This window comes from Isoptericola sp. S6320L (genome assembly GCF_023015685.1).
Classification (GTDB): domain Bacteria; phylum Actinomycetota; class Actinomycetes; order Actinomycetales; family Cellulomonadaceae; genus Isoptericola; species Isoptericola halotolerans_A.
In genome coordinates, this window is the sequence record NZ_JALKAT010000009.1 from 26,806 (window position 1) to 51,905 (window position 25,100).

At 71.9% G+C, this 25,100-nt stretch carries 23 protein-coding genes; 16 read left to right on the plus strand and 7 right to left on the minus strand.

Annotated features, from left to right (window positions below; all coding sequences use genetic code 11):
• Positions 1–99: 99 nt before the first annotated feature.
• The 4 genes from MWU57_RS07290 to MWU57_RS07305 are packed head-to-tail and all read right to left on the minus strand — an operon-like array spanning position 100 to position 3,395.
• Positions 100–1,533 carry a class II fumarate hydratase gene (locus tag MWU57_RS07290; RefSeq protein WP_106266870.1) on the minus strand — a complete coding sequence of 478 codons (1,434 nt, stop codon included), beginning with the start codon at positions 1,531–1,533 and terminating at the stop codon, positions 100–102.
• Between the two features lie 46 nt (positions 1,534–1,579).
• Complete coding sequence (locus MWU57_RS07295; RefSeq protein ID WP_246908398.1) at positions 1,580–2,227, minus strand: carbonic anhydrase; 648 nt, start codon at positions 2,225–2,227, stop codon at positions 1,580–1,582.
• Entirely contained in the window at positions 2,224–3,147 is a 924-nt protein-coding gene (locus MWU57_RS07300; protein ID WP_246908399.1) for a carbohydrate kinase, read from the minus strand. Before MWU57_RS07300 ends, MWU57_RS07295 begins: the two co-directional genes overlap by 4 nt.
• Positions 3,147–3,395 carry an exodeoxyribonuclease VII small subunit gene (locus MWU57_RS07305; RefSeq protein ID WP_106266864.1) on the minus strand — a complete coding sequence of 83 codons (249 nt, stop codon included), beginning with the start codon at positions 3,393–3,395 and terminating at the stop codon, positions 3,147–3,149. The genes MWU57_RS07300 and MWU57_RS07305 overlap by 1 nt, the downstream gene beginning before the upstream one ends.
• Before the next feature lie 152 nt (positions 3,396–3,547).
• On the opposite strand from MWU57_RS07305, the gene MWU57_RS07310 reads away from it, so the two are divergent.
• Positions 3,548–5,179, plus strand: coding sequence for an ABC-F family ATP-binding cassette domain-containing protein (locus MWU57_RS07310; protein ID WP_246908401.1), 1,632 nt, complete (start codon positions 3,548–3,550; stop codon positions 5,177–5,179).
• 7 nt (positions 5,180–5,186) lie between these two features.
• On the opposite strand, the gene xseA is transcribed toward MWU57_RS07310, so the two are convergent.
• Positions 5,187–6,473, minus strand: a complete 1,287-nt coding sequence (gene xseA, locus MWU57_RS07315; RefSeq protein ID WP_246908403.1) for an exodeoxyribonuclease VII large subunit — start codon at positions 6,471–6,473, stop codon at positions 5,187–5,189.
• A gap of 97 nt (positions 6,474–6,570) precedes the next feature.
• Here xseA and MWU57_RS07320 point away from each other — a divergent pair, with 97 nt between their 5' ends.
• Positions 6,571–7,608, plus strand: coding sequence for a 4-hydroxy-3-methylbut-2-enyl diphosphate reductase (locus tag MWU57_RS07320; RefSeq protein WP_106266860.1), 1,038 nt, complete (start codon positions 6,571–6,573; stop codon positions 7,606–7,608).
• A 3-nt stretch (positions 7,609–7,611) separates the two neighbouring features.
• On the opposite strand, the gene MWU57_RS07325 is transcribed toward MWU57_RS07320, so the two are convergent.
• Positions 7,612–9,387 (minus strand): SLC13 family permease, encoded by a 1,776-nt coding sequence (locus MWU57_RS07325; protein ID WP_106266858.1) that lies wholly within the window; start codon positions 9,385–9,387, stop codon positions 7,612–7,614.
• 42 nt (positions 9,388–9,429) lie between these two features.
• Positions 9,430–11,013, minus strand: coding sequence for a DNA recombination protein RmuC (rmuC, locus tag MWU57_RS07330; protein WP_106266856.1), 1,584 nt, complete (start codon positions 11,011–11,013; stop codon positions 9,430–9,432).
• A gap of 120 nt (positions 11,014–11,133) precedes the next feature.
• On the opposite strand from rmuC, the gene MWU57_RS07335 reads away from it, so the two are divergent.
• From MWU57_RS07335 to MWU57_RS07400, 14 genes are all read left to right on the plus strand, one after another.
• On the plus strand, positions 11,134–11,976 hold the full coding sequence (locus tag MWU57_RS07335; protein ID WP_374108535.1) for an ABC transporter ATP-binding protein: 843 nt from the start codon (positions 11,134–11,136) through the stop codon (positions 11,974–11,976).
• Positions 11,946–13,568: a hypothetical protein gene (locus tag MWU57_RS07340; RefSeq protein WP_246908405.1), complete on the plus strand. Its 1,623-nt coding sequence runs from the start codon at positions 11,946–11,948 to the stop codon at positions 13,566–13,568. The genes MWU57_RS07335 and MWU57_RS07340 overlap by 31 nt, the downstream gene beginning before the upstream one ends.
• A gap of 59 nt (positions 13,569–13,627) precedes the next feature.
• Complete coding sequence (locus MWU57_RS18375; RefSeq protein ID WP_246908407.1) at positions 13,628–14,683, plus strand: GNAT family N-acetyltransferase; 1,056 nt, start codon at positions 13,628–13,630, stop codon at positions 14,681–14,683.
• Positions 14,684–14,734: 51 nt separating this feature from the next.
• Entirely contained in the window at positions 14,735–15,820 is a 1,086-nt protein-coding gene (gene ychF / locus MWU57_RS07350; protein WP_246908409.1) for a redox-regulated ATPase YchF, read from the plus strand.
• 46 nt (positions 15,821–15,866) lie between these two features.
• Positions 15,867–16,460 carry a hypothetical protein gene (locus MWU57_RS07355; protein ID WP_246908411.1) on the plus strand — a complete coding sequence of 198 codons (594 nt, stop codon included), beginning with the start codon at positions 15,867–15,869 and terminating at the stop codon, positions 16,458–16,460.
• The gene (locus MWU57_RS07360; protein WP_125206506.1) at positions 16,453–16,893 is read left to right on the plus strand and encodes a HEPN domain-containing protein; all 441 of its coding nucleotides are present in this window, start codon (positions 16,453–16,455) and stop codon (positions 16,891–16,893) included. Before MWU57_RS07355 ends, MWU57_RS07360 begins: the two co-directional genes overlap by 8 nt.
• Before the next feature lie 92 nt (positions 16,894–16,985).
• The gene (locus MWU57_RS07365) at positions 16,986–17,189 is read left to right on the plus strand and encodes a hypothetical protein (protein WP_246908414.1); all 204 of its coding nucleotides are present in this window, start codon (positions 16,986–16,988) and stop codon (positions 17,187–17,189) included.
• On the plus strand, positions 17,153–17,419 hold the full coding sequence (locus tag MWU57_RS07370) for a hypothetical protein (protein ID WP_246908417.1): 267 nt from the start codon (positions 17,153–17,155) through the stop codon (positions 17,417–17,419). The genes MWU57_RS07365 and MWU57_RS07370 overlap by 37 nt, the downstream gene beginning before the upstream one ends.
• A 55-nt stretch (positions 17,420–17,474) precedes the next feature.
• Positions 17,475–18,281 carry a GNAT family N-acetyltransferase gene (locus MWU57_RS07375; RefSeq protein WP_246908420.1) on the plus strand — a complete coding sequence of 269 codons (807 nt, stop codon included), beginning with the start codon at positions 17,475–17,477 and terminating at the stop codon, positions 18,279–18,281.
• Entirely contained in the window at positions 18,278–18,493 is a 216-nt protein-coding gene (locus MWU57_RS07380) for a hypothetical protein (RefSeq protein WP_106266840.1), read from the plus strand. The genes MWU57_RS07375 and MWU57_RS07380 overlap by 4 nt, the downstream gene beginning before the upstream one ends.
• Before the next feature lie 313 nt (positions 18,494–18,806).
• Entirely contained in the window at positions 18,807–20,633 is a 1,827-nt protein-coding gene (locus tag MWU57_RS07385) for an ABC transporter substrate-binding protein (RefSeq protein ID WP_246908423.1), read from the plus strand.
• Between the two features lie 168 nt (positions 20,634–20,801).
• Positions 20,802–22,322 carry an ABC transporter permease gene (locus tag MWU57_RS07390; protein WP_246908426.1) on the plus strand — a complete coding sequence of 507 codons (1,521 nt, stop codon included), beginning with the start codon at positions 20,802–20,804 and terminating at the stop codon, positions 22,320–22,322.
• A 45-nt stretch (positions 22,323–22,367) separates the two neighbouring features.
• Positions 22,368–23,276, plus strand: a complete 909-nt coding sequence (locus MWU57_RS07395) for an ABC transporter permease (RefSeq protein WP_246908429.1) — start codon at positions 22,368–22,370, stop codon at positions 23,274–23,276.
• Entirely contained in the window at positions 23,276–25,099 is a 1,824-nt protein-coding gene (locus tag MWU57_RS07400; protein WP_246908431.1) for an ABC transporter ATP-binding protein, read from the plus strand. Before MWU57_RS07395 ends, MWU57_RS07400 begins: the two co-directional genes overlap by 1 nt.
• Position 25,100: the final 1 nt, after the last annotated feature.

Here is a 25,100-nt window from a genome sequence, read left to right on the forward strand (position 1 = left end):
TGATACCGACCGTAGCAGGTGAGGTAAGGCTTACCAAACATAGTCCGCCCTCCGAGACCCGCGGAGCCAGCGCTGCGGGTCTCGGAGGGCGGAGTGGCGTCAGGCCTGCGGGGGACGCGTCATCGACAGCACGTCGAGCGCCTCGTCGAGCTGCGCCTCCGTGACCTCGCCGCGGTCCACGAAGCCGAGCGCCACGACGGCCTCACGGACCGTCAGGCCCTCGGCCACCGCCTTCTTGGCGACCTTCGCCGCGGCCTCGTAGCCGATCACCTTGTTCAGCGGCGTGACGATCGACGGCGAGGACTCCGCGAACGCCCGGGCCCGCTCCACGTTGGCGGTCAGCCCGGAGACCGTCTTGTCCGCCAGCACGCGCGAGGCGTTCGTCAGCAGGCGGATCGACTCGAGCACGCCCTGGGCGATGACGGGGATCTGCACGTTGAGCTCGAAGGTGCCCGTCGCGCCGGCCCACGCCACCGTCGCGTCGTTGCCGACCACGCGGGCGGCCACCATGAGCACCGCCTCCGGGATGACCGGGTTGACCTTGCCCGGCATGATCGACGAGCCCGGCTGGAGGTCCGGGATGGCGATCTCGCCCAGGCCGGTGTTCGGGCCGGAGCCCATCCAGCGCAGGTCGTTGCAGATCTTCGTCACGGAGACGGCGATGGTGCGCAGGGCACCGGACAGCTCGACGAGGCCGTCACGGGCGGACTGCGCCTCGAAGTGGTCGCGCGCCTCCGTCAGCGGCAGGCCCGTGTCCTCGCGCAGCAGCTCGATGACGCGCTGGGGGAAGCCCGCCGGGGTGTTGATGCCCGTCCCGACGGCGGTGCCGCCCAGCGGGACCTCGGCGGCGCGGGGGAGCGCCGACTCCAGACGCTCGATGCCGTAGCGCACCGCGGCCGCGTAGCCGCCGAACTCCTGGCCGAGGGTCACCGGCGTGGCGTCCATCAGGTGCGTGCGCCCGGACTTCACGACGCCGGCGAACTCCTCCGCCTTGGCGGACAGGGCGTCGGCCAGGTGCTGCAGCGCGGGCACCAGGTCCCGCACGACCCCGGCGGTGGCGGCCACGTGCACCGAGGTGGGGAAGACGTCGTTCGACGACTGCGAGGCGTTGACGTGGTCGTTCGGGTGCACGTCGCGGCCCAGCGTCCGGGTCGCCAGGGTCGCGAGGACCTCGTTGGTGTTCATGTTCGACGACGTCCCGGAACCGGTCTGGTAGACGTCCACCGGGAAGTGCTCGTCGAGCTCGCCGGAGGCCACCCGGTCGGCGGCGGCGGCGATCGCGTCCGCGACGTCCCGCTCGAGCACGCCCAGCTCGGCGTTGGCGAGGGCGGCGGCCTTCTTCACCTGGGCCAGCGCCTGGACGTGGCCGCGCTCGAGCGGGGTCCCCGAGATCGGGAAGTTCTCCACGGCGCGCTGGGTCTGCGCGCGGTACAGGGCATGGGCCGGGACACGGACCTCGCCCATCGTGTCGTGCTCGATGCGGTACTCGGTCTCGGGCGCGTCGGCGCCGCCGGCGACGGTGTCGGAAGTCATGCGTCTATCGTGCCGCACCGGCGGCGCCGTCAGCGTGTGATAGGTGTCACGCGGCTCGGGGCAGCGGCGCCTCGCCGACGTCGCCCGCCACCTCGATCAGGCGGGCCGAGCCCTCGGCCAGGTCGTACTCGACCCCGACGATGGCCAGACGGCCCTCCGACACGGCCGCGTCGAGGGCACGCGAGTAGCCGCGGAGCGCTTCGACCGTGTGGCGCACGTGCGCCGTGCGCAGCCGGTCGGCGAACGCGCCGTCCTCGTCGTCGTCCGTGGAGGCTCCGGCGAGGTCCGCGATCGACGGGATCACCTTGTCCACCACCGACCGGACGAACCCGGGCGGCTGCTCGCCTGTGCGCAGGGTGTGCGCCGTGGCGCCGACGGCTCCGCACGAGTCGTGGCCCAGCACCACCACGAGCGGTGCGCCCAGCATCTCGACGCCGTACTCGATGGAGCCGAGCACGGTGGTGTCGACCACGTGACCCGCGGTGCGGACGACGAAGACGTCCCCGAGGCCCTGGTCGAAGATGATCTCGGCGGCCACCCGCGAGTCCGAGCACCCGAACACCACCGTGTGCGGGTGCTGCGCCGCCGTCAGCTCGGCACGGCGCACCGACATCTGGGACCGTTCGGCGGGCTCGTCACGGACGAAGCGCTCGTTGCCGGACCGCAGTGCGGCCCAGGCGTCCTTCGGGGTCATGCATCCTCCAGCTCGTAGGACCACGGCGGGTTCGCGCCCGCCCGGGAGACCGTCACCGCGGCGACCGCGACACAGCGTGCCAGCAGCTCCTCCACGGTGCGGTGGTCGACGGCGTGCAGCGCCTCGCGGCGGTCGGCCCCCAGGAGGTCGGCCGACCAGAGGCCGTCGAGCAGCGCACCCATGAACGAGTCGCCCGCGCCGACCGTGTCGACCACCTGGACGGACCGGGACGGGACGTGGACCTCGCCCGCCGCCGTCACCGCCGTCGCGCCCTCGCCACCGAACGTCACGACCACCAGGGCCGCGCCGAGATCGTGCACCCACGCACGCGCGACATCCAGCGGGGCGGTCCCCGCGGCCAGCCACTCGAGGTCTTCGTCGCTGACCTTCACGACGTCGGCCAGCCGGACCAGCGCCTCGACGTGGGCGCGGGCGTCCGCGGGCTCGCCCATCAGCACGGGACGGGCGTTGGGGTCGTACGAGATCGTCGACGTCGCGCGCGCGGACTGGACCAGGCGCCGCACGTCGGTGGCGCCCGGCTCGAGCACCGCGGCGATCGACCCCGTGTGGACCGCCAGCGTCTCGGCGGTGGCCCCGGCACCGGCGGGCACCCGCCACTCGAGGTCGAACTCGTACGTCGCCGAGCCGGCCGCGTCGAGCGTGGCCTGCGCGACCGAGGTCCGCGGCGCCCCGTCGCTGCCCGCCGTCGTCGTCACCGAGGACTCCGCCAGCCAGGCCCGCACCGCGTCCCCGCGGTCGTCGCGGCCGAGCCACGTCGCCAGACGGGCGTCGCGGCCGAGCCGGCCCAGCGTCAGGGCCACGTTGGCCAGGGAACCTCCCGGGTGCTCGGCGCTGGACCCGTCCGCGCGGTGCACCACGTCGACCAGCGCCTCGCCCACGGCGAGCACGTGCCGCGCCATCAGTCGTCCTCGGCGGGGCTCGTGGTGGCCTGCGCGGCGGCCAGGCGCTCGCGAGCGCCGTCGAGCCACTCCTGGCAGCGGGCGGCGAGGGCCTCTCCGCGCTCCCACAGGGCGAGGGAGGCCTCGAGCGGCTCGCCGCCGGCCTCGAGCCGCGCGACGACCTGGACGAGCTCGTCGCGCGCCTGTTCGTACGTGAGCGTCCCGACGTCGGGGACGCCGGCCTGCGTGGTGGGATCTGCGTCGGTCACGGGGACAGTCAACCGCACCGCACCGACACGGCGCCCGTCCGTCCGTCCGTCAGGACGCTCCGTCCTCCCGCCGAGCCCCTCGAGCCCCCTGGAACGGGCGACGCGCCGTTATCGCGTTGCCCCCGGTGCGTCCGACGGCGCACCATCAGCCCATGGGTCATCTTGAGGTCGCGCACGTGGAGTACGTGCTGCCGGACGGGCGCGCGCTGCTCGACGACGTCTCCTTCCGCGTCGGGGAGGGCAGCGCGACCGCGCTCGTCGGCCCGAACGGTGCGGGGAAGACGACGCTGCTGCGGCTGATCACCGGGGATCTCCTGCCGGACGCCGGCGCCGTGACCGTGAGCGGCGGGCTGGGGATCATGCCGCAGTTCGTGGGATCCGTGCGCGACGGCACCACCGTGCGGCAGCTCCTCGCCGGCGTCGCGCCGCCGCGGGTCCGCGACACCGCCCGCGCCGTCGAGGAGGCGGAGCAGGAGGTGATGGAGCTGGACGCCGGCGTCGACGGGGTGCCGGCCCAGATGCGCTACGCCCAGGCGCTCGCCGACTGGGCGGAGGTGCAGGGCTACGAGGCCGAGACGCTCTGGGACGTGTGCACGACGGCGGCGCTCGGCGTCGAGTTCGAGCGCGCCCAGTGGCGGGAGGTGCGGACGCTCTCGGGCGGCGAGCAGAAGCGGCTGGTGCTCGAGGCGCTGCTGCGCGGGCCCGACGAGGTGCTGCTCCTGGACGAGCCCGACAACTACCTCGACGTGCCGGGCAAGCGGTGGCTGGAGGAGCAGCTCCGCGCCACCCGCAAGACGGTGCTGTTCGTGTCCCACGACCGCGAGCTGCTCGCGCGCGCGGCGGACCGGATCGTCGCGCTGGAGCCCGGGCCGGCGGGATCGGACGCGTGGGTGCACGGGGCGGGCTTCGAGACCTTCCATGCGGCCCGCCGCGAGCGGTTCGCGCGCTTCGAGGAGCTGCGCCGGCGCTGGGACGAGAAGCACGCGCAGCTCAAGAAGCTCGTGCTGACCCTGCGCCAGCAGGCGGCGAACAGCCCCGACATGGCGTCGCGCTACCGCGCGGCGCAGACGCGTCTGCGCAAGTTCGAGGAGGCCGGCCCGCCGCCCGAGCCGCCGCGCGAGCAGGACATCCGCATGCGGCTGCGGGGCGGGCGCACGGGCACGCGGGCGGTCATGTGCGAGGAGCTGGAGCTCGTCGGGCTCATGGAGCCGTTCGACCTCGAGGTCTTCTACGGCGAGCGGGTCGCCGTCCTCGGCTCCAACGGTTCGGGCAAGTCGCACTTCCTGCGCCTGCTCGCGGGCGGCGACGTGGCGCACACCGGGTCCGCGCGCCTCGGGGCGCGCGTGGTGCCGGGCCACTTCGCCCAGACCCACGCGCACCCGGAGCTGGCGGGCCGCACGCTGCGCGACATCCTCTGGGAGGACCATGCGCAGGATCGCGGCAAGGCGATGTCGGCGCTGCGCCGGTACGAGCTCACGACGGCGGCCGAGCGGCCCTTCGACCGGCTCTCCGGCGGGCAGCAGGCCCGGTTCCAGATCCTGCTGCTCGAGCTCGCCGGGTGCACCGCGCTGCTGCTCGACGAGCCCACCGACAACCTCGACCTCGAGAGCGCCGAGGCGCTGCAGGAGGGCCTCGAGGCGTTCGACGGCACGGTGCTCGCGGTGACCCACGACCGGTGGTTCGCCCGCGGCTTCGACCGGTTCCTCGTGTTCGGTCAGGACGGCACGGTGCGGGAGTCCGCGGAGCCCGTCTGGGACGAGGGCCGCGTGGCCCGCGCCCGCTGACCGGACCTCAGGGGGCCGTGCCAGCGGTGCCGGCCGTGACGGTCGTGACCGTCGCGTCGAGGGCGCCGGCGGAGAGCCGCACGTGCACCGGGTCGCCCACGGTGACCTCGGCGGCGTCCCGGACCACCGCGCCGTCGCCACGCTGCACGACGGCGTAGCCACGGTCGAGCGTCGAGGCGGGCGACAGCGCCCGCACCTGACCCGCGAGGCGACCGATCTCCCCGGCGCCCTTGAGCAGGGCGGCGTCCAGGCAGTGCCGGGCGTGACGCAGGTGCTGGGCGACCTCCGTCTCCCGGGCCTGGACCATGCTCAGGGGCCGGGCGAGCACGGGGCGCGACCGCACGGAGTCGAGCCCGTGCTGCTCGCGCGCCAGCAGTGCCGTCACGGCTCCGCGGATCCGCTGGCGGGCCTGGGTCACGCGCTGCCGCTCCTCGGAGACGTCCGGCACGATCCGCTTGGCGGCGTCGGTCGGCGTGCTCGCGCGGTAGTCCGCGACGAGCTCGACCAGCGGCGTGTCGGTCTCGTGCCCGATCGCGCTGACCAGGGGAGTGGTGCAGGCGGCGACGGCCCGCACGAGCGTCTCGTTGCTGAAGGGCAGCAGGTCCTCGACCGAACCGCCGCCGCGCGCGACCACGATCACGTCGACCTCGGGCCGGGCGTCCAGCTCGGACACCGCCTCGCACACCTCGCGCACCGCGTTGACACCCTGGACCGCCACCTCCCGGATCTCGAAGCGCACCTGGGGCCACCGTGCCCGGGCGTTGACCACGACGTCGTGCTCCGCCTTGGACTCCCGGCCGCAGACGAGCCCGACGACGGCGGGCAGGAACGGCAGCGGGCGCTTCCGGTCGGCGTCGAAGAGACCCTCGGCCGCGAGCACCTTGCGCAGCTGCTCGATCCGCGCGAGCAGCTCCCCGACCCCCACCTGCCGGATGGCGGTGGCGCGCAGCGACATCCGGCCGGTCTTGACCCAGAACTCCGGCTTGGCCTGCACCACGACGTGGTCGCCGACGTCGGGCTTGCGGTCCAGGCCGTCGTAGGCGCGGGTCAGCATGTTGACGGGCAGCGAGGCCTCGACGTCCGTGTCGCGCAGGGTGACGAACTGCATCCCCGAGGTGCGGCGGTAGGTGTGCTCGACGACCTGGCCCTCGACCCACACCGAGGACATCCGGGCGACGTAGTCGCGGATCTTGGTCGACAGCAGGCGGACGGGCCACGGGCGCTCGGCCGTGGTCTCCGCGGCGCGCTCGGGCAGCGGCTGGGGGGAGTCGGGTCCGGGGCTGGCGTCGGTCACGCGACCCAGGATGCCGCACGCCACCCACAGCCGACGTGCGGTCGACGCTGCGACGGCCGTCACAGCCTCTCCACACCCGGCCTCCTAGACTGGTCGGGTGACGACGACTGCTCCGGCCCCCGCACCCACCACCACCAAGCGCGTGCTGCTCGCTGCGCCCCGTGGCTACTGCGCCGGCGTCGACCGCGCCGTGGTCGCGGTGGAGAAGGCGCTCGACGCCTACGGCGCGCCCGTCTACGTGCGCAAGGAGATCGTGCACAACAAGCACGTCGTCGACACGCTGCGCGAGCGCGGCGCGATCTTCGTCGAGGAGACCGACGAGGTGCCCGAGGGCGCCCGGCTCGTCTTCTCGGCCCACGGGGTCTCGCCGGCCGTGCGCGAGTCGGCGGCGGCCCGCAGCCTGGAGACGATCGACGCGACCTGCCCCCTCGTGACCAAGGTGCACAAGGAAGCCGTGCGCTTCGCCAAGGACGACTACGACATCCTGCTCATCGGCCACGACGGGCACGAGGAGGTCGAGGGCACCGCCGGCGAGGCGCCGGACCACGTGCAGGTCGTCAACTCTCCCGACGAGGTCGACAAGGTCGTGGTGCGCGACCCCGACAAGGTCGTCTGGATCTCGCAGACCACGCTGTCCGTCGACGAGACGATGGAGACGGTGCGCCGACTGCGCGAGAAGTTCCCCGAGATGCAGGACCCGCCCAGCGACGACATCTGCTACGCCACGCAGAACCGCCAGGTCGCGGTGAAGAAGCTCGCCCCCGAGTGCGACCTCGTCATCGTGGTCGGCTCGGCGAACTCCTCGAACTCGGTCCGGCTCGTCGAGGTCGCCCTGCAGGCCGGTGCGCGCTCGTCCTACCGCGTGGACCGTGCGACCGAGATCGACGACGCCTGGTTCGACGGCGTCACGACGGTCGGGGTGACCTCCGGCGCCTCGGTGCCGGAGATCCTGGTCGACGACGTCCTGCGGATGCTCGCCGACCGCGGGTACGGCGCCGTGGAGGAGGTCCGCACCGCGACGGAGGACCTCATGTTCTCGCTGCCCCGCGAGCTGCGTGCCGGGCTCAAGGAGTCCGGCGGGCAGGACGACCGCCCGCGTCCGAAGCGGCGCGAGCTGCCGATCCAGCCGGTCTGAGCGTCACCCGGCGGGCGGCCAGAACACGGGCACCAGGATCACGGTCGCGAGGATGACGAGCGTGGTCAGCATCCAGCCGAGGCGGGCGTAGTCCGTGAACCGGTAGCCGCCCGGGCCGTACACCATCATGTTGGTCTGGTAGCCGATGGGCGACAGGAACGACGCCGAGGCGGCGACCGCCACGGCGATCGCCGCACCCCGGGGGTCGACCCCGCCCGCGGCGGCGGCGTTGAGCGCGATCGGGAGCATCAGGAGGGCCGCGGCATTGTTCGTGATGAGCTCGGTGAGCACGATCGTGGCGAGCACGAGCCCGAGCAGGACGCCGTAGGGGCCCAGCGTGCCGGCCACCTGCACGAGCCCGCCCGCGATCGCCTCGGCCAGGCCCGAGCTCTCCATGGCCGCCGCCAGGCCGAACGCCGAGGCGATGACGAGGATCACGTCGAAGTCGATCGCCCGCCGCGCCTCGGACACGGTCAGGACCTTGCTGGCGAGGAGCACGGCGGCCGCGACCAGGGCCCCGTTGAGGATCGGCACGAGCCCGGTGGCGGCGAGGACGACCACGGCCGCCAGCAGCGCCACCGGGATCCAGGCGCGCGACGTCGCGACGGGAGGGCTCCCGTCGAGCTCCGCGACGAGCAGGAAGTCGGGCCGGTCGCGCCATCGGTCGCGGAACCCGGGGTCGCTGACGATGATCAGGGTGTCACCGAGGCGGATCCGTTCGGTGCCGAGCCGGTTGGCGACGAGCTGGCCGGACCGGTGGATCGCGAGCACGGCGGCCTGGTACGTGGACCGGAACCCGACGTCCTTCAGGGTCTTGCCGACGAGCGGCGACCGCTGACCCACGACGGCCTCGAAGTACCGGACGGCCGGCTCCTCGAGGTCCAGGACGTGCTCCAGCTCGGTGGACCGCAGGCCCGGGGTGTCCTGGAGGTCGACCACCCGGTGCGCGGGCCCGACGAAGTGCAGCCGGTTGCCGCCGCGCAGGACGGTCTCGGGGCGCACGGGCGCGATCACGGTGTCGCCGCGGTCCACGGAGGCGAGGAACAGCCCTTCGAGACGCCGCAGCCGCGCCCGCTCGACCGACCTGCCGTCCAGCGGGCCGCCGGGGACCACCTGCATCTCGAAGGAGAAGCGCCGGCCCTCCTCCTCGACCTCGGCGCGGGCCGACCTCCGGTCCGGCAGGGCGATCGGCGCCATGACCACCAGCAGCACGAGGCCGACCAGCGCGATGGGCAGACCGATCCGGGAGATCTCGAAGAAGCCGAGCTGGTCGAGGCCGAACGTCGTCATCTGGCTCGAGACGACCAGCGTCGTCGAGGTGCCGATGACGGTCAGCAGCCCGCCCATGATCGCCGCGAACGAGATCGGCATGAGGAACTTCGACGGCGCGATGTCACGCCGTTCGGCCCACGCGGACACCTGCATGACCAGCATCGCGACGACGGGCGTGTTGTTGAGGAACGCGGAGGCGGCCATCGTCGGCGGCAGGCTGCGCAGCAGCGGGCGGCGGTACGTGCCGCCGTCGCCCAGCGTCCGCTGCATCACCGGCGTGAGGGCGCCGGTCTTCTCCACCGCGGCCGCCAGGACGAAGAGGGCGGCCACCGTCACGGGGGCCGGGTTGGAGAAGCCGGAGAACGCCTCCTCCGGTGTGACCACCCCGAGGACCAGCACGGCGACGGCACCGCCCAGCAGCACCAACGAGGGAGCGATGCGGCCGCGCACGAGCAGCGCCAGCACCCCCGCCACCACGGCCAGCGTCACCCAGGCATCAACGCTCACGAACTTGCTCCACGGACGCGAGGGTACTGGGAAGCGGAGGCGTCACCCCGCCGCGGCGTCGGAGTCGTCCGCCGAGCGCGCCGCAGCCTCCTCGTCGGCTCGGCGGGCGGCCGCCCGCTCCAGGGCCCGGCGGTCGGCCTCCACCAGGGCCTCGAGGGCGGAGTCCGCGCTCACCGAGTCGATCGCGACGACGCCACCCTCCTCCGCGGCCAGCAGCTCCGGCTTGGTGATGGGCCGCGGCGTCTCCTCCAGGCCGCGCACCTCCGAGATCTCGTCCCGCGCGTCGACCACATCGAGCTCGACCATCCGACGCGCTGAGGTGAGCACGTTGCGCTCCAGCGAACCGACCATCGAGTTGTAGGCCTTCGTCGACGCCTCGAGCGAGCGGCCCATCTTCGTCACGTGGCCGGTCATCGTGACGAGCCGGGAGTGGAGCTCCTTGCCCACCTTCAGCACCCGCTGGGCGTTGTCCGCCAGCGCCTGCTGCCGCCAGGAGTAGGCGACGGTCCGCAGCAGGGCCAGCAGCGTGGCCGGGCTGGCCAGGATGACGTTCTTGCGTGCCGCCTCCTCCATCAGGGCCGGGTCGCGCTCCAGGGCCGCGGACAGGAAGGCCTCGGCGGGCACGAACATCACGACGAACTCGGGCGCCTGGTCGAACAGGTCCCAGTACCTCTTGGAGGCCAGGTCGTCGACGTGCTTGCGCACGTGCCGCACGTGGGCCGCCATGCGCTCCTCGCGCACTCTCGGGTCGTCGGCCTGCTGCGCCTCGAGGTAGCCGAGGAACGCAACCTTGGAGTCGACCACGATGTTCTTGCCGCCGGCGAGGTTGATCACCATGTCGGGCCGCAGCGTCTCGCCGTCGTCGTTGGTGGCCTGGACCTGGACGTCGAAGTCGACCTGCTCGATCATCCCCGCGGCCTCGACGACCCGCTGGAGCTGCAGCTCGCCCCACGCGCCCCGCTCCTGCGAGGACCGCAGCGCCGTGACGAGGTCGTTCGTCCCCTTGCGCAGCTCGGTGTTGACCTCGGCGAGGCTGCGCATGTTCTCGCTGAGCCGCGAGTCGAACTCGATGCGCTTCTTCTCCTGCTCGGCGACCTCGAGGCGCACCTGCTCCAGGCTCTTGCCGATCGGCTCCACGAGGGCGGCGAACGCCTGCTCGCGCTTGGCGAGGGTCTCGTCGCCCCGCATCGCGGACTGCTTGAGGCGCTGCTCGGCGAGGTCGAGGAACTGCTTGCTGCTGGACTGCAGCACCTCCCCGGCCAGCGAACGGAACTGCTGGGCCGTGCGCTCCTGGTCGCCCTTGACCTCGGCGACCTGGCGGTCGGCGTCCTGGCGGACCTGGGCGAGCTGCTTGTCCGCCTGCTCGCGGACCGCCGCGAGCTCCCGGGCGTGCTGCTCGCGGGCGTCCGCCAGCCGCCGCTCGAGATCCTGGCCGGACTGCTCGAGCTGGTCGCGCAGGGCGGCGGTCTCGCGCCGGGCGCCGGCGAGGTCGCTCTGCAGGCGCACGGCCTCCATCTCCCCGGACCGGTCCTGCCCGGTCGCGCGCAGGGCGTGCCAGAGCCAGCCGACGAGCACCCCCACCAGGAGGGTGCCGAGCGAGATCAGCAGTGCGGTCGTCGTCTCCATGCGCCTCAGGCTGCCACGGGGTACCGACACCCGGGTGGAGGCACTCGGGTGACGGACGGATCCGGTGCGGCCACGACCGCTACGGTGGTGCCCGTGACATCGCCTGACGACCCCTCCCAGGTGGCTGACCAGGGTGCCGACCAGGTCGCTCGCCGGGGTGCCGACCCCGGTCCCGCCACCCCGGGAGCTCCTGCACCGCCCGCGGCGCTGGGCCTGCGTGGCCTGTGGAAGAAGTTCGGGGACAAGATCGCCGTCGCCGGCATCGACCTCGACGTGCCCGCCGGCTCGTTCTTCGGGCTGGTCGGCCCGAACGGCGCCGGCAAGACGACCACCCTGTCCATGGCGACCGGGCTGCTGCGCCCCGACTTCGGCACGGCCCACGTGCTCGGGACCGACCTGTGGGCGCACCCCGACGAGGCCAAGGCGCGGCTCGGGATCCTGCCCGACGGCGTGCGGCTGTTCGACCGGCTCACCGGCGCCCAGCTGCTCACCTACGCCGGGCTGCTGCGCGGGCTCGACCGGTCGACGGTCGCCGAGCGCACCGAGGAGCTGCTGGTGGCGATGGACCTCACGGCCGACCGGGACACGTTCGTGGTCGACTACTCGGCCGGCATGACCAAGAAGGTCGCCCTGGCGAGCGCGATGATCCACGCCCCTCGCGTGCTCGTGCTGGACGAGCCGTTCGAGGCCGTCGACCCGGTCAGCGCCGCCAACATCCGCGACATCCTGCGCTCCTACGTCGACGGGGGCGGCACGGTCGTGGTGTCCAGCCACGTGATGGACCTGGTGCAGCGGATGTGCTCGCACGTCGCGATCATCGCCGGCGGGCACGTGCTCGACGCCGGCACGGTCGACGCCGTGCGCGGCGAGCAGACGCTGGAGGACCGGTTCGTCGAGCTCGTCGGCGGCCGCCGAGGGACGGAGGGCTTGGCGTGGTTGCGCACCTCGTCCGACTCCGGCTGAGGCTCCTGGCCAACACGCTGCGGCGCAGCGTGTGGCAGACGATCGGGCTCTGCTTCGCCGCGCTCTACGGGCTGACGGTCGTCGGCTTCTTCGTGGCGGCGTCGATCGCCGGCGGCCGGACCGACCCGGTGCTCACCGGGCAGGTGCTGACGGTGGTGGGGGCCGTCGTCGTGCTCGCGTGGTGGGTGGTGCCGCTGTTCGCGTTCGGCATGGACGCCACGCTGGACCCGATGCGGTTCGTCACGTTCGCGATCCCGCGCCGCCGCCTGCTCGCCGGGCTCGCGGTCGCGGGCGTCGTGTCGGTGCCGGCCGCGGCGACGCTGCTCGCCGCCCTCGGCAGCTCCTTCGCCTGGGCGAGCGACCCGCTCGCGCTCCTGGCGGCCCTGCTCGGCGCCGTCGCCGCCCTCGCGCTGTGCGTGGTGGGTTCGCGCGCGACGACGACGGCGCTCGCCCCGCTGCTCGACTCGCGCCGCTACCGCGAGATCCTCATGGTGGTGGCGATCGTGCCGCTCCTGCTGATCGGTCCGGCCGTCGCCTGGCTGTCCTCGGGTGCCGAGAAGTCCATCGGCCCCGAGGGCGTCACGGTCACCGCATCGGGCCCCGGTCCCGCGCTGCTCGAGGCGCTGACCCAGGTGGCGGACGTGGTCGCGTGGACTCCGTTCGGGGCGCCCTGGGCGTTCGCGGGCGCCGTGCACGACGGCGCGTGGTGGCTCCTGCTGGCCCGCATCGCCGTCGTCGTGGTCACCCTCGGCGCCGCGTGGTGGGTCTGGGACCGCGCGCTCGCCCGCGCTCTGGTGAGCCCTCCGCACAGCAGCAGCGGCCCGAAGGTCCGCGGCCTGGGCTGGTTCGCCCGGCTCCCGGCGACCCCCACGGGCGCCGTCGCGGCCCGGTGCGCCACCTACTGGGTTCGCGATCCGCGGTACGCGGTCTCGCTCGCGGTGGTGCCGCTGCTGCCCGTCGCGCTGGCGGTGGTCGGGCTGTCGACCGGCGCGGGGACCGGGTTGCTGCTCGTCGTCGCACCGTTGACGGCGTTCATCCTGGGCTTCGGGATCTCGAACGACGTGGGGTACGACCACACGGCGTTCGCGCTGCACGTCGCCACGGGCCTGCCGGGGCGGGCGGACCGGTGGGGGAGGGTGCTGCCGGTCGTCGTCGTCGGCGCGCCCCTGGTCGTCGCGATGGCCGTGGCGGCGACGGGTGCCGCCGGCAGGTGGGACGCGCTGCCGGCGCTGCTGGGCCTGTCGCTGGGCGTGCTGGGCGCCTCCCTGGGGACGTCGAGCGCCGTCTCGGCGCGGCTCGTGTACCCCGTGCCGAAACCGGGCGAGAGCGCGTTCAAGACGCCGCAGGGCGCGACGGTCGCGACGCTGGTGGCACAGTCGGTCGCCTTCCTGGTGGTGCTCGCGCTGGTGCTGCCGACGCTCGCCCTCGCTCTCGCCGCGATCCTGGGGGCGCCGGCCGGGTTCGGCTGGGCCGCGGTGGCCGTCGGGCTGGCCACGGCGGCCGGTGCGCTCGTCGTCGGCGTCCGCTGGGGCGCACGTGTCTACGAGCGACGCCTGCCGGACCTGCTGGCGCAGGTGACGGCCTTCCGCTGACGGGTGCTCCGGTGCCCACGCATCCGGGCGTGTCGCGCGGACCTGACAGACTGGTCCGCGTGAATTCTGCGAGCGACCGACCGGCAGCGACTCTTCCCGACGACTGGACGGCGGTGGCTCCCGACCTCGCGGACGCCCCCCGGCTGGGTGAGCTCCGTGCGCGGCAGGCCGCTCCGTACACGGGCTCGGCGGACGCCGACGTCCGGGCGGTCGAGAACGAGGTCGCCGGTCAGGCGTCGTGGACGCGGCGCCACGTCGTCCTGCGGGACGCCGACGGCGTGATCCGCGCGTGGGCGCACGCCCACGACCGTGCGGCGGGCCGCGCGGTCATCGGGATCGAGGTCGACCGCACGCTGGCGACCGGCCTCCAGGAGCAGGTGGCCGCCTGGTGCTACGCGTGGCTGGCCGAGGTCGGCGGAGAGTTCGCGCAGCTCCGCGGCACGGGGAGCACGCAGCTCGACGCCGGGGCGTTCGCCGGCGACGACGTCCTGCGCGGGTGGTTGTCGGCGGCCGGGTTCGACCACGTGCGCACCTGGTGGCAGATGACGCGGCCGGTGGAGCCCCACGAGGGCGAGCCGGGGGCGTTCCCCGTCCCCCACGAGGGCGTCGTCGTGCGCCGGGTCGCCCAGCACGACAACGGCATGCCGGTCGCCGAGGACCTCAACGCCGTCTACCAGGTCCTCGAGACCGCGTTCACCGATCACTTCAACTCCTACCAGGAGTACTTCACCGAGTTCGTGCAGCGCCTGCGGGAGGACCCGGGGCACCGCTGGGACCACTGGTGGCTGGCCTTCGCGGACGTCCCGTCCGTCCCCGGCGGCGAGCCGGTGCCCGTCGGAGCACTGGTGGGGTCGGAGTCCGGGCCGGACGTGTCCGGCAGCATGGGCACCTACATCGACTACATCGGTGCGCTCGCCGAGGCGCGGGGGCGGGGCGTCGCGACCGGCCTGCTGTACGCCGTGATCGCCGACGCGGCCGCCCGCGGCCGCCGCCGGGTGGGCCTGGAGGTCGACGCGGACAGCCCCACGGGCGCCGAGGCGCTCTACAGCAAGCTCGGCTGGCGCACGGCCTACGTCACCGAGTCCTGGCACCGCGACATCACGGTCGAAGGATGACGGTCCGCGGCTGAACGGCTGCTCCGGCCCCGATGCGTAGACTGGGCCGACGTGGCACTCACTATCGGCATCGTCGGCCTGCCCAACGTCGGCAAGTCCACCCTCTTCAACGCCCTGACCCGCAACACCGTGCTCGCGGCGAACTACCCGTTCGCGACGATCGAGCCGAACGTGGGCGTGGTGCCCCTGCCGGACGAGAGGCTCGGCCGGCTGGCCGAGATCTTCGGTTCCGAGCGAATCCTGCCCGCGACGGTGTCGTTCGTCGACATCGCGGGCATCGTCAAGGGGGCGTTCGAGGGTGAGGGTCTCGGCAACAAGTTCCTCGCCAACATCCGTGAGGCCGACGCGATCTGCCAGGTGACACGCGCGTTCGACGACGGTGACGTGGTGCGCGTCGAGGGCTCGCAGGACGCGGCCGGGGACATCGAGACGATCTCGACCGAGCTCATCCTCGCCGACCTCCAGACCCTGGAGAAGGCGCTGCCGAGGATGGAGAAGGAGGTCAAGATCAAGAAGGGGGACCCGGTCCTCTTCGCCGCGGCGAAGCAGGCCCAGGAGATCCTGGAGGCGGGCACCACCCTGTTCCAGGGGGCGAAGGCCGCCGGTCTCGACCTCGCCGAGATCGCCTCGCTGCAGCTCATGACGGCCAAGCCGTTCATCTACGTCTTCAACACCGACGACGCCGGGCTCGCCGACACCGCGATGCAGGACCGCATGCGCGAGCTCGTCGCTCCCGCCCACGCCATCTTCCTCGACGCGAAGTTCGAGTCCGAGCTCGTCGAGCTGGAGCCCGACGAAGCCGCCGAGATGCTCGCCGAGTCGGGGCAGGCGGAGGCCGGGCTCGACCAGCTCGCCCACGTGGGCTTCGACACCCTGGGGCTGCAGACGTACCTCACCGCGGGGCCCAAGGAGGCCCGGGCCTGGACGATCCGCAAGGGCTGGACCGCCCCGCAGGCCGCCGGCGTCATCCACACCGACTTCGAGCGGGGCTTCATCAAGGCGGAGATCGTCTCCTTCGACGACCTCGTCGAGCACGGGTCGGTCCAGGCCGCCAAGGCGGCCGGCAAGGCGCGCATCGAGGGCAAGGACTACGTGATGGCCGACGGTGACGTGGTGGAGTTCCGCTTCAACGTGTGAGCCGCCACCTTGACGATTCCTATAAACGGAAGATATCTTCCTGTTTGTGAAGCCTTCCGCGTCGCGGCTGACGCCGTTCGTGCGTTCGGACGCGGTCGGGGCGATCCTGGCCGAGACGCTCGGGCACCCCGACCGGGAGTTCACGCTGGCCGAGCTCGGGCGGAGAACCGGAGTCAGCGGTCCGGTCGTGCATCGCGAGGTCGGGCGGCTGGTCGACGGCGAGGTGCTTCGCGACCGACACCTGGGACGCAACCGGCTCGTCCGCGCGAATCCGGAGCACCCGTTGTTCACGCTGATGCGAGACCTGATCGCCGCGACCTACGGACCGGTCCCGGTGCTCCGGGAGCTCTTCGCGGGCCTGGACGGCGTCGAGCGGGTCATGATCTACGGTTCCTGGGCTGCGCGCCGGGCAGGGGAGTGCGGTCCGTTCCCTCGTGACATCGACGTGCTCGTCGTCGGCGACGCCCCTCGCAAGACGCTCGCGGCACTCGCGTCCGAAGCCGGGGACCGGCTGGACGCCGCCGTGAACATCTCTCGACTCGCACCTGATGACTGGCGTGTCGACGCGCCCTCGCCATTCGTCGCGACGATCCGCTCGCGTCCGGTCGTCGATGTGATGTCGGGTGACGTCCATGCCTGAGGTCATCGACCAGATGCTCGCGAATCGCCGGCTGGAGCGCGTGGCCGTCAATCGCGACCATGCGCTCAGCGTGATCGGCACCGCCGAGCGGCATGTCCGCACGGCCGAGATGCTCGCCGGCACGGACGATCACGCGATGGCCTTCACCGCCGCGTACGACGCCGCGCGCAAAGCCCTCGCGGCCGTCCTCGCCGTCGAAGGGATGCGGGTCCGCCCTGTCGGTGGAGCGCACCGCAACACGGGGATCGCGGTCGCTGCACTCGTCGGAGACCAGGCGCTGGAAGAGTTCGACTGGATGCGCCAGGTGCGCAACGCGACGGAGTATCCGGACGACGAGCACCCGACGGCGACGAGGCAGGACGTCGCGGAGGCGATCGACGCAGCGTCCGCGATCGTCGAGGTCTGCGCGCGGTACGTCCGATCCGGGGAATGAGGTCCCACCAGTTCGTCTCGTCGGCCGATCGGGCACGCGTGGAGCTCGCTGTCCACGTTGCCGCTCGTCGCCCGGCGTGCCACCGTGGCGGCGTGAGCAGCGGACGCGATGCGGTACGTCGCGCGTGGGCCGAGTTCGTCGGGCCGGAGGCGACGCCGGTCAACCACGCCCTGACCGCACTGACGACGGCGGTCGGCGCGGTGGTGGCGCCGGTGGTGGCCCGGCGACGCGGTGCGGCCCGTGCCGGCACCGTGGCGGCGTGCCTGCTCGCCGTCGACCTCAGCGGCGGCGCCTAGCCCACTACGTCTTCCTCCTGGGGTCGACGGCGGCGATCCGGCGCTACCCGGACCGGCGTCGTCCCCTGGGCGTCGCCCTCACCATCGGCGGTCTGCTGCTCGACGGCGCTCTCGGCCCGTCCGTCCGGGCCCCGTGGTTCGCCTGGGCCTACTACCCGAAGCTGCTGCTCGGGCACGCGGCGGCGTCGTGGTGGCCGGACGAGGTCCTGCGGGCCGCCGGCCAGCAGTGATGTCCGAGCGGGAAATCCGTTGCGCTCGCGAGGCCGCGATGACAGCGTCACGCAGATGACCGACACCGCACGGCTCCTCGCCGCGTACGACGAGCAGCTCCGCACCGACGCCGAGACGCCGTCCGCCCTGCGGGTGAGCCGCCGCGGACCGCTGTGGCTCGTGACGTTCGCCGGCGGGCAGGGGTTCGTGACCTACCGGGACCTCGGCGGCGCCGATGCGGCGGACGTCCGCGAGCTCGTCGCGGGGGCGCTCGACCACTTCCGCGCCGACGACGCGATCGACCGCGTCGAGTGGAAGACGCGTGGCCACGACCATGCCCCCGGCCTGCACGACGCCCTGGTCGACGCCGGGTTCCTCCAGGACGGGACCGAGTCGATCATGATCGGGCTCACCGAGGCGCTCGCCGTCGACGTCCCGCTGCCCGACGGCGTGACGCTGCGCAGGCTCACCACCGAGGCCGACGTCCGCGCCATGCAGGCGATGGCGGACGAGGTCTTCGGCGCCCCGCCGTCGGCCGGGCATGCCGAGGCGATCCTCCGCCGGCAGGCCGTGGACCCCGGCATGGAGCTGTGGGTCGCGGAGGCCGACGGTGAGATCGTGAGCGCCGGGCGGCTCGAGCCGGTCGCCGGCACCGAGTTCGCCGGGGTCTGGGGCGGGTGCACGCGCCCCACGTGGCGTGGACGCGGCATCTACCGGGCGCTGACCGCTGCCCGCGCCCGGTCGGCGCTCGCGGCGGGCACGCACATGATGCACAGCGACTCGACCGAGTTCTCCCGGCCGATCCTCGAGCGCTCGGGCATGGTGAAGGTGTCCACGACGACGCCGTACTGCTGGCGGCGTCCGGGGGCGGATCTCGGATGAGCCTCCAGGACGACCCGTTCGACCACCGCGTCACGAAGGACGGCCGCGTGCTCGTCAGCAGGGGCGGTCGGCTGGTCGTCGTGGTCGCCGGCGCGAAGGCCGCCCGGCTGGTCGCGCTCCTCGGTCAGGACGAGGAGCAGGACCAGGAGCTGCTCGCACGTGCCACCGGCAACTACCGCCGCGGCAACGAGAAGCGTGGCCACCGAGCCTGAGTGCCGAGTCTTTTTGCGGGGATTCGCCTTTCCATTCCCTTCCATAACATCGTTATATGACAGCGACGTGATGGAACAGAACCTCCTTGTTTCGCTTGTGTTCCGATGCAACCGGCGAAATCGTGCGCCATGCTTCTCGGCAGTCTCAGATCGGTAACGATCAAGTCGCAAAGTGTCGGGAAGGTGAATCCGGTCACCCGGGGCTGGGTACGGTGTGGCGAACACCACGGACCCTCCGAGGGTGAGACCGGACACAGCCACGAGCGTGCCGGCCGAGCACGGCGGGGGGTCCTTCCCCTTGAGGAGGAACCCAGTGAAGATCAGGCGAGCAAGCGCAGCCGTCGCGGCCGTCGCCGCGGGCGCCCTGCTGCTCTCGGCGTGCTCCAGCCCGGCAGCCGATGACGAACCGCAGTCGGAAGAGTCGATGGCGGAAGAGTCGATGGACGCGGAGCAGATCAGCGACCCGTGCAAGGTCGACACCGGCACCACGGAGACGGCCGAGGGCGAGGTCAAGTACTCCGTGGGCGAGGACGAGTTCCTCGGCTACAACACCCTCACGCCCGAGACGTACTCGACGTACAACAGTGCCGTCACCGAGCGCATGCAGGGCGCGTTCTGGTACTTCGGCGTCGACGGCACCATCTGCCACGACGAGACCTTCGGCACCTACGAGGCCATCTCCGAGGACCCGCTGCAGGTGCAGTACACCCTCGCGGACGACGCGGTCTGGTCCGACGGCACCCCGATCACGTACGCGGACTTCCTGCTCGACTGGGCCACGCAGGCGATCACCGCCGACGGCGCCGTCACCGAGGACGCGAGCGAGACGCCGCTGTTCAACCACGTCTCCGGCATGACGCTCGGTGACTACGTGCCCGAGGGCCCGCAGGCCGACTCCGCGGACGCCAAGATGTTCCAGTACGACTACGAGCGCATCTACGCCGACTGGGAGATCCTCGTCAGCGCGCCGCTGCCGGCCCACGTGGTCGCCGAGGAGATCGGCATCACCACCGAGGAGCTCGTCACCGCGATCCAGGACCTCGACATGGAGATCCTCGAGCAGGCTGCCGAGTTCTGGAACACGGGCTGGCTCTCCGACCCGGGCGAGCTGCCGGACCTGGCCCTCGTGCCGTCGTCGGGCCCCTACACCTTCAAGGAGGACGGCTGGGTCCCCGGTCAGTCCATCACCCTGACGGCGAACGAGAGCTACTGGGGCACCCCGGCGGCGACCAAGGAGCTCACGTTCCGCTTCGCCGCGGCGGACACGCACGTCCAGGCGCTGCAGAACGGCGACCTCGACGTCATCGAGCCGCAGGCCACGGTCGACACGGTGGCCCAGCTCGAGCAGCTCGGCGAGGCCGTCACCGTCACGACCGGTCAGACGCTGACGTGGGAGCACCTCGACTTCAACTTCAACAACGGCGTCTTCTCCGACAGCCTCGAGGCGCGTGAGGCGTTCGCCTACTGCGTGCCCCGCCAGAAGATCGTCGACGACCTGATCAAGCCGATCGACGACACCGCCGTGGTGATGAACGCCCGTGAGGTGTTCCCGTTCCAGGACAGCTACGAGGACGTCGTCTCGGCCTCCTACGACGGCCGCTACGACGAGGTCGACCTGGAGATGGCCGCGGAGAAGTTCGAGGCCGCCGGCCTCGAGGAGGGCACCGAGGTCCGCATCGGCTACTCGGCGCCCAACCCGCGCCGCGCCGACGAGATCGCCTCGATCAAGGCGTCCTGCGACCAGGTGGGCTTCAACATCGTCGACACCGGCTCGCCGGAGTTCTTCGACAAGGACCTGCCCAACGGTGACTACGAGGTCGCGCTGTTCGCGTGGGCCGGCTCGGGCCAGAAGGCCTCGGGCCAGAACATCTACGCGACGGACCAGCCGCAGAACTACGGCGGCTACTCCGACGAGGTCGTCGACGAGGCCTGGGACACCCTGGCCTCGACCGCGGACGAGTCGGTGCACCTGGAGCAGACCAAGGTGATCGAGAAGCAGCTGTGGGACACCCTGTTCGGCATCCCGCTGTTCGCTCACCCGGGGGTCGGCGCGTACAGCTCCGACCTGGAGAACGTGCGCGACACCGCCGCGCAGTCGGGCATCGTGTGGAACAGCGAGCAGTGGGCTCGCGCTTCCTGACGACCTGATGCACCAGCCGTGGGGCAGGGAGCACGACTCCCTGCCCCACGGTGTTGTTGCCAGGGCTCCGTGTCCCGGGCGACGGCACAAGGTCCTGTGCCGCGTGACCTCTCCGTCCCACCGATCTGACCGGCGGCAGACTCCCTGCCGCCCCCGAAGGGGCACACCGTGCTCAAGTTCATCCTCCGACGGCTCGGCATCTCGGTCTTCATCCTCTGGCTGGCGTCGGTCCTCATCTACTGGCTCGTGACGATCTCGGGCGACCCGCTGAAAGACCTTCGCGAGTCGAACGCGGACAACGCCGCGCAGCTCATGCAGGCGCGCATCGACCTCATGAACCTCGACCAGCCCTGGTACCAGCGCTACTGGGACTGGCTCCAGGGTGTCGGTGGATGCTTCACCGGGTCGTGCGACCTGGGCACCAACATCAACGGGTCCGACGTGCTGGAGCTGACGAGCCTCGCCGCCGGGTCGACCCTGCGCCTCGTCACGCTCGCCACGCTGCTCGCCATCGTGATCGGTGTCGCGCTCGGCATCCTGACCGCGATCCGGCAGTACTCGGGCTTCGACTACACCGTGACGTTCCTCGCCTTCCTCTTCTTCTCGCTGCCGGTCTTCTGGGCGGCGGTGCTGCTGAAGGAGTACGGCGCGATCCGGTTCAACGACTGGATCGCCAGCGGCGACATGGAGCCACCGATGGTGCTCCTCATCGCCCTGATCGTCGGAGTCGTCGTCGCGGCCGTGCTCGGGGGCAGCTGGCGACGCAAGCTGTACACCGCGGGCGCCACGTTCGCGTTCGTCGCCGTCGTGCTCTACGTGCTCAACGTCCTCGAGTGGTACCGCAACCCGACCTTCGGGCTCGCGATGGTGCTGCTCACCTCTCTCGGGGCGGCGGTGCTCACCACGGCGATCGTGGCCGGGCTGGGCAACCGCAGGGTGCTGTACGGGGCCGTCACCACCGCCGTCGTCGGGACCGTCAGCTACCTGCTGTTCGCGAACCTGCTGCTGGCGCCGTCGTCGTGGTGGGTGCTCATCGGCCTCTTCGTGCTCGCCGTGGCGGTCTCGCTCGGCGTCGGTGCGGCCTGGGGCGGCTACGCGCGCAAGCAGGCGATGCTCGTGTCGGCGATCACCGGCATCCTGACCTCGCTGGTCGTCGTCTTCGACATCCTCGTCGCGAACTGGTCGAGCTTCCTGGAGCTCAAGCCGCGGCCGATCTCGACGATCGGCTCGCAGACGCCCAACTTCACGGGTGACTTCTGGGAGTCGGTGCTGGACACGGGGATGCAGCTCGTCCTGCCGACCGTGCTGCTCACGCTGATCTCGGTCGCCTCGTACTCCCGCTACACGCGGTCCTCGATGCTCGAGACGATGAACCAGGACTACGTCCGTACCGCCCGCTCGAAGGGCCTGAGCGAGCGGGCGGTCATCACCAAGCACGCCTTCCGCAACGCGCTCATCCCCATCACCACGATCGTCGCGTTCGACTTCGCGAACCTCATCGGCGGTGCGGTGATCACCGAACGGGTCTTCGGCTGGAAGGGCATGGGTGCCTTGTTCATCGACGCCCTCAACGCCGTCGACCCGGCACCCGTCATGGCGTTCTTCCTCGTCACGGGGATCGCCGCCATCGTGATGAACATGCTGGCGGACATCGCCTACGCCTTCCTCGACCCACGGATCCGGCGGTGAGCGCCATGACCGGAACCCGTCTGCACCACCTCATCGGAGCGAGCCATGACTGACGCCGAGACCGTCACCACCGAGGAGAAGTCGTACAGCCAGGGCCAGCTCGTCCGGCGACGCTTCTTCCGTCACCGGGGCGCGATCGTCGCGATGGTCGTCCTGGCCGTCGTCATCATCGTGGCCTTCACCTCCCTCGGGATCGGTCCGATCCCGGGCTGGTGGGACAAGGACCCGGTCTCCCAGTACGAGAAGATCGGCACGGGCGCGCCCACCTGGGAGCACCCGTTCGGGCAGGACACGATCGGCAAGGACTACTTCGCCCTCGTGATGCTCGGCACCCAGAAGTCGATCATCATCGCCCTGGGCGTCGGACTGATCTCGACGGTGATCGGCACCGTGGTGGGTGCCTTCGCGGGCTACTACCGCGGCTGGGTCGAGGCGGCGCTGATGCGCCTGACCGACCTGCTCATCGTCATCCCCCTGCTCGTCCTCGCGGCGGTGCTCGGCAAGATCGCGAGCCCGTGGGGCATCTGGGGGCTCACCCTCATGCTCGGGATCGTGACGTGGACCGGGCTCGCCCGGCTCGTGCGCGGCGAGGTGCTGTCCCTGCGCGAGCGGGACTTCGTCGTGGCGGCGACCGCGGTGGGCACCGGGGCGCAGCGCATCATCTTCAAGCACGTGCTGCCCAACGCCGTCGGGACGATCATCGTCTCGGCCACCCTGGCGATCTCGGCGGCGATCCTGCTCGAGACCTCGCTGAGCTTCCTCGGCTTCGGTGTGCAGCCGCCCGACACGTCGCTGGGCCTGCTCATCTCCCAGTACCAGACGGCGTTCACCACGCGTCCGTGGCTCTTCTGGTGGCCGGGTCTGATGATCCTCGCCATCGCCCTGAGCGTGAACTTCATCGGTGACGGTCTGCGCGACGCGTTCGACCCCCGCCAGAACAGGACCAAGGCCTGATGACCACCCTCGACATCACCTCCTCGTCCGACGCCACCTCGACCGGCGACGCCGTCCTGTCGTTCACCGACCTCGAGGTCACCTTCGGCACCGAGTTCGGCGACGTGCGCGCCGTCAAGGGCGTCTCCCTCGAGGTCCACCCCGGTGAGGTGGTCGCCCTGGTGGGCGAGTCCGGCTCCGGCAAGTCGGTGACCTCCACGACGGCGCTCGGCCTGCTCCCGTCCAACGCCCGGGTCTCCGGCACCGTGCGGGTCGGCGACAAGATCGTGGGAGACCTCGACCAGGCGGGGCTGCGCAAGATGCGCGGCAACGACATCGCCATGGTCTTCCAGGAGCCGATGACGGCGCTCAACCCGGTGCTGACCATCGGCGACCAGCTCACCGAGGCGCTCCAGCTGCACGGCATCGCCTACGGCAGGCAGGCGACGGCCCGGGCGGCCGAGCTCCTCGACATGGTCGGCATCCCCGAGGCGGAGCGCCGGCTCAAGCAGTACCCCCACGAGCTCTCGGGCGGGCAGCGCCAGCGCGTCGTCATCGCGATGGCGATCTCCTGCGACCCCAAGGTGATCGTCGCCGACGAGCCCACCACGGCGCTCGACGTCACGGTGCAGGCCGACATCCTCGACCTGCTGCGGTCCCTGAAGGACAAGCTCGACACCGGCATCCTGCTCATCACCCACAACATGGGTGTGGTGGCGGACATGGCGGACCGCGTCGCAGTCATGCTGAAGGGGGACCTCGTGGAGACGGGGACCGCCGAGCAGGTCCTGACGGACCCGCAGCACGAGTACACGAAGCGGCTGCTCGGCGCGGTGCCCCACCTGGGCGAGGGGACCGGGCAGGCCGACGTCGCGGTGGCCGGTGGCGAGGAGCAGCGCCGTCCGGCGCCGGCGCTCGCCCTCGAGAACCTGGTCATCGAGTACCACCGGCTCGGCAAGCCGGCGTTCCGCGCCGTCGACGACGTCTCCTTCACCGTCGGCCAGGGGGAGATCGTGGGACTGGTGGGGGAGTCCGGCTCGGGCAAGTCCACGATCGGCAAGTGCGCGCTGGGCCTCATCCCGGCCCGCTCGGGCAGCGTGCGCATCCTCGGCGAGGACTTCGGCGCGCTCAGCAAGAAGCAGCTCAAGGACCTGCGCCGTCGCATCGGTGTGGTCTTCCAGGACCCGGCCGCCTCGATCAACCCGCGCTTCCCGGTGGGCGAGGCGATCGCCGAGCCGCTCGTGGTGCACCAGGTGGGGGACGCCGCCTCCCGCCAGCAGCGGGTGATGGACCTGCTCGACGCCGTCGAGCTGCCGCGGGCGTGCTACAACCGCTACCCGCACGAGCTCTCCGGCGGTCAGCGCCAGCGCGTCTCCATCGCTCGGGCGCTCACCCTGGAGCCGGATCTCCTGGTGGCGGACGAGCCGACGTCGGCGCTCGACGTCTCCGTCCAGGCCTCGGTGCTGGAGCTGTTCACGTCGTTGCAGCAGCAGTTCGGGTTCGCCTGCCTGTTCGTCAGTCACGACCTGGCGGTCATCGACCTCCTGGCCCACAAGGTGGTCGTGCTGCAGGACGGCCGGATCGTGGAGCAGGGCGACCGCGACGCGGTGCTGCGCCACCCTCGCGAGGACTACACGAAGCGGCTGCTCGCGGCGGCACCCGTGCCCGACCCGCTCGAGCAGCAGCAGCGGCGCGAGGACCGGCACCGGCTCCTGGCCGAGCTCGGCGACGAGGTCGTCGAGCTGCGCGTCGACCCGACGTCCCGGGACGACCGGCCCGCGCGGCGGAAGACACCCGGCGCCGAGGGTGGAAACCCGCTGGGCGGGGCGTTCCACGGCGGCTGAC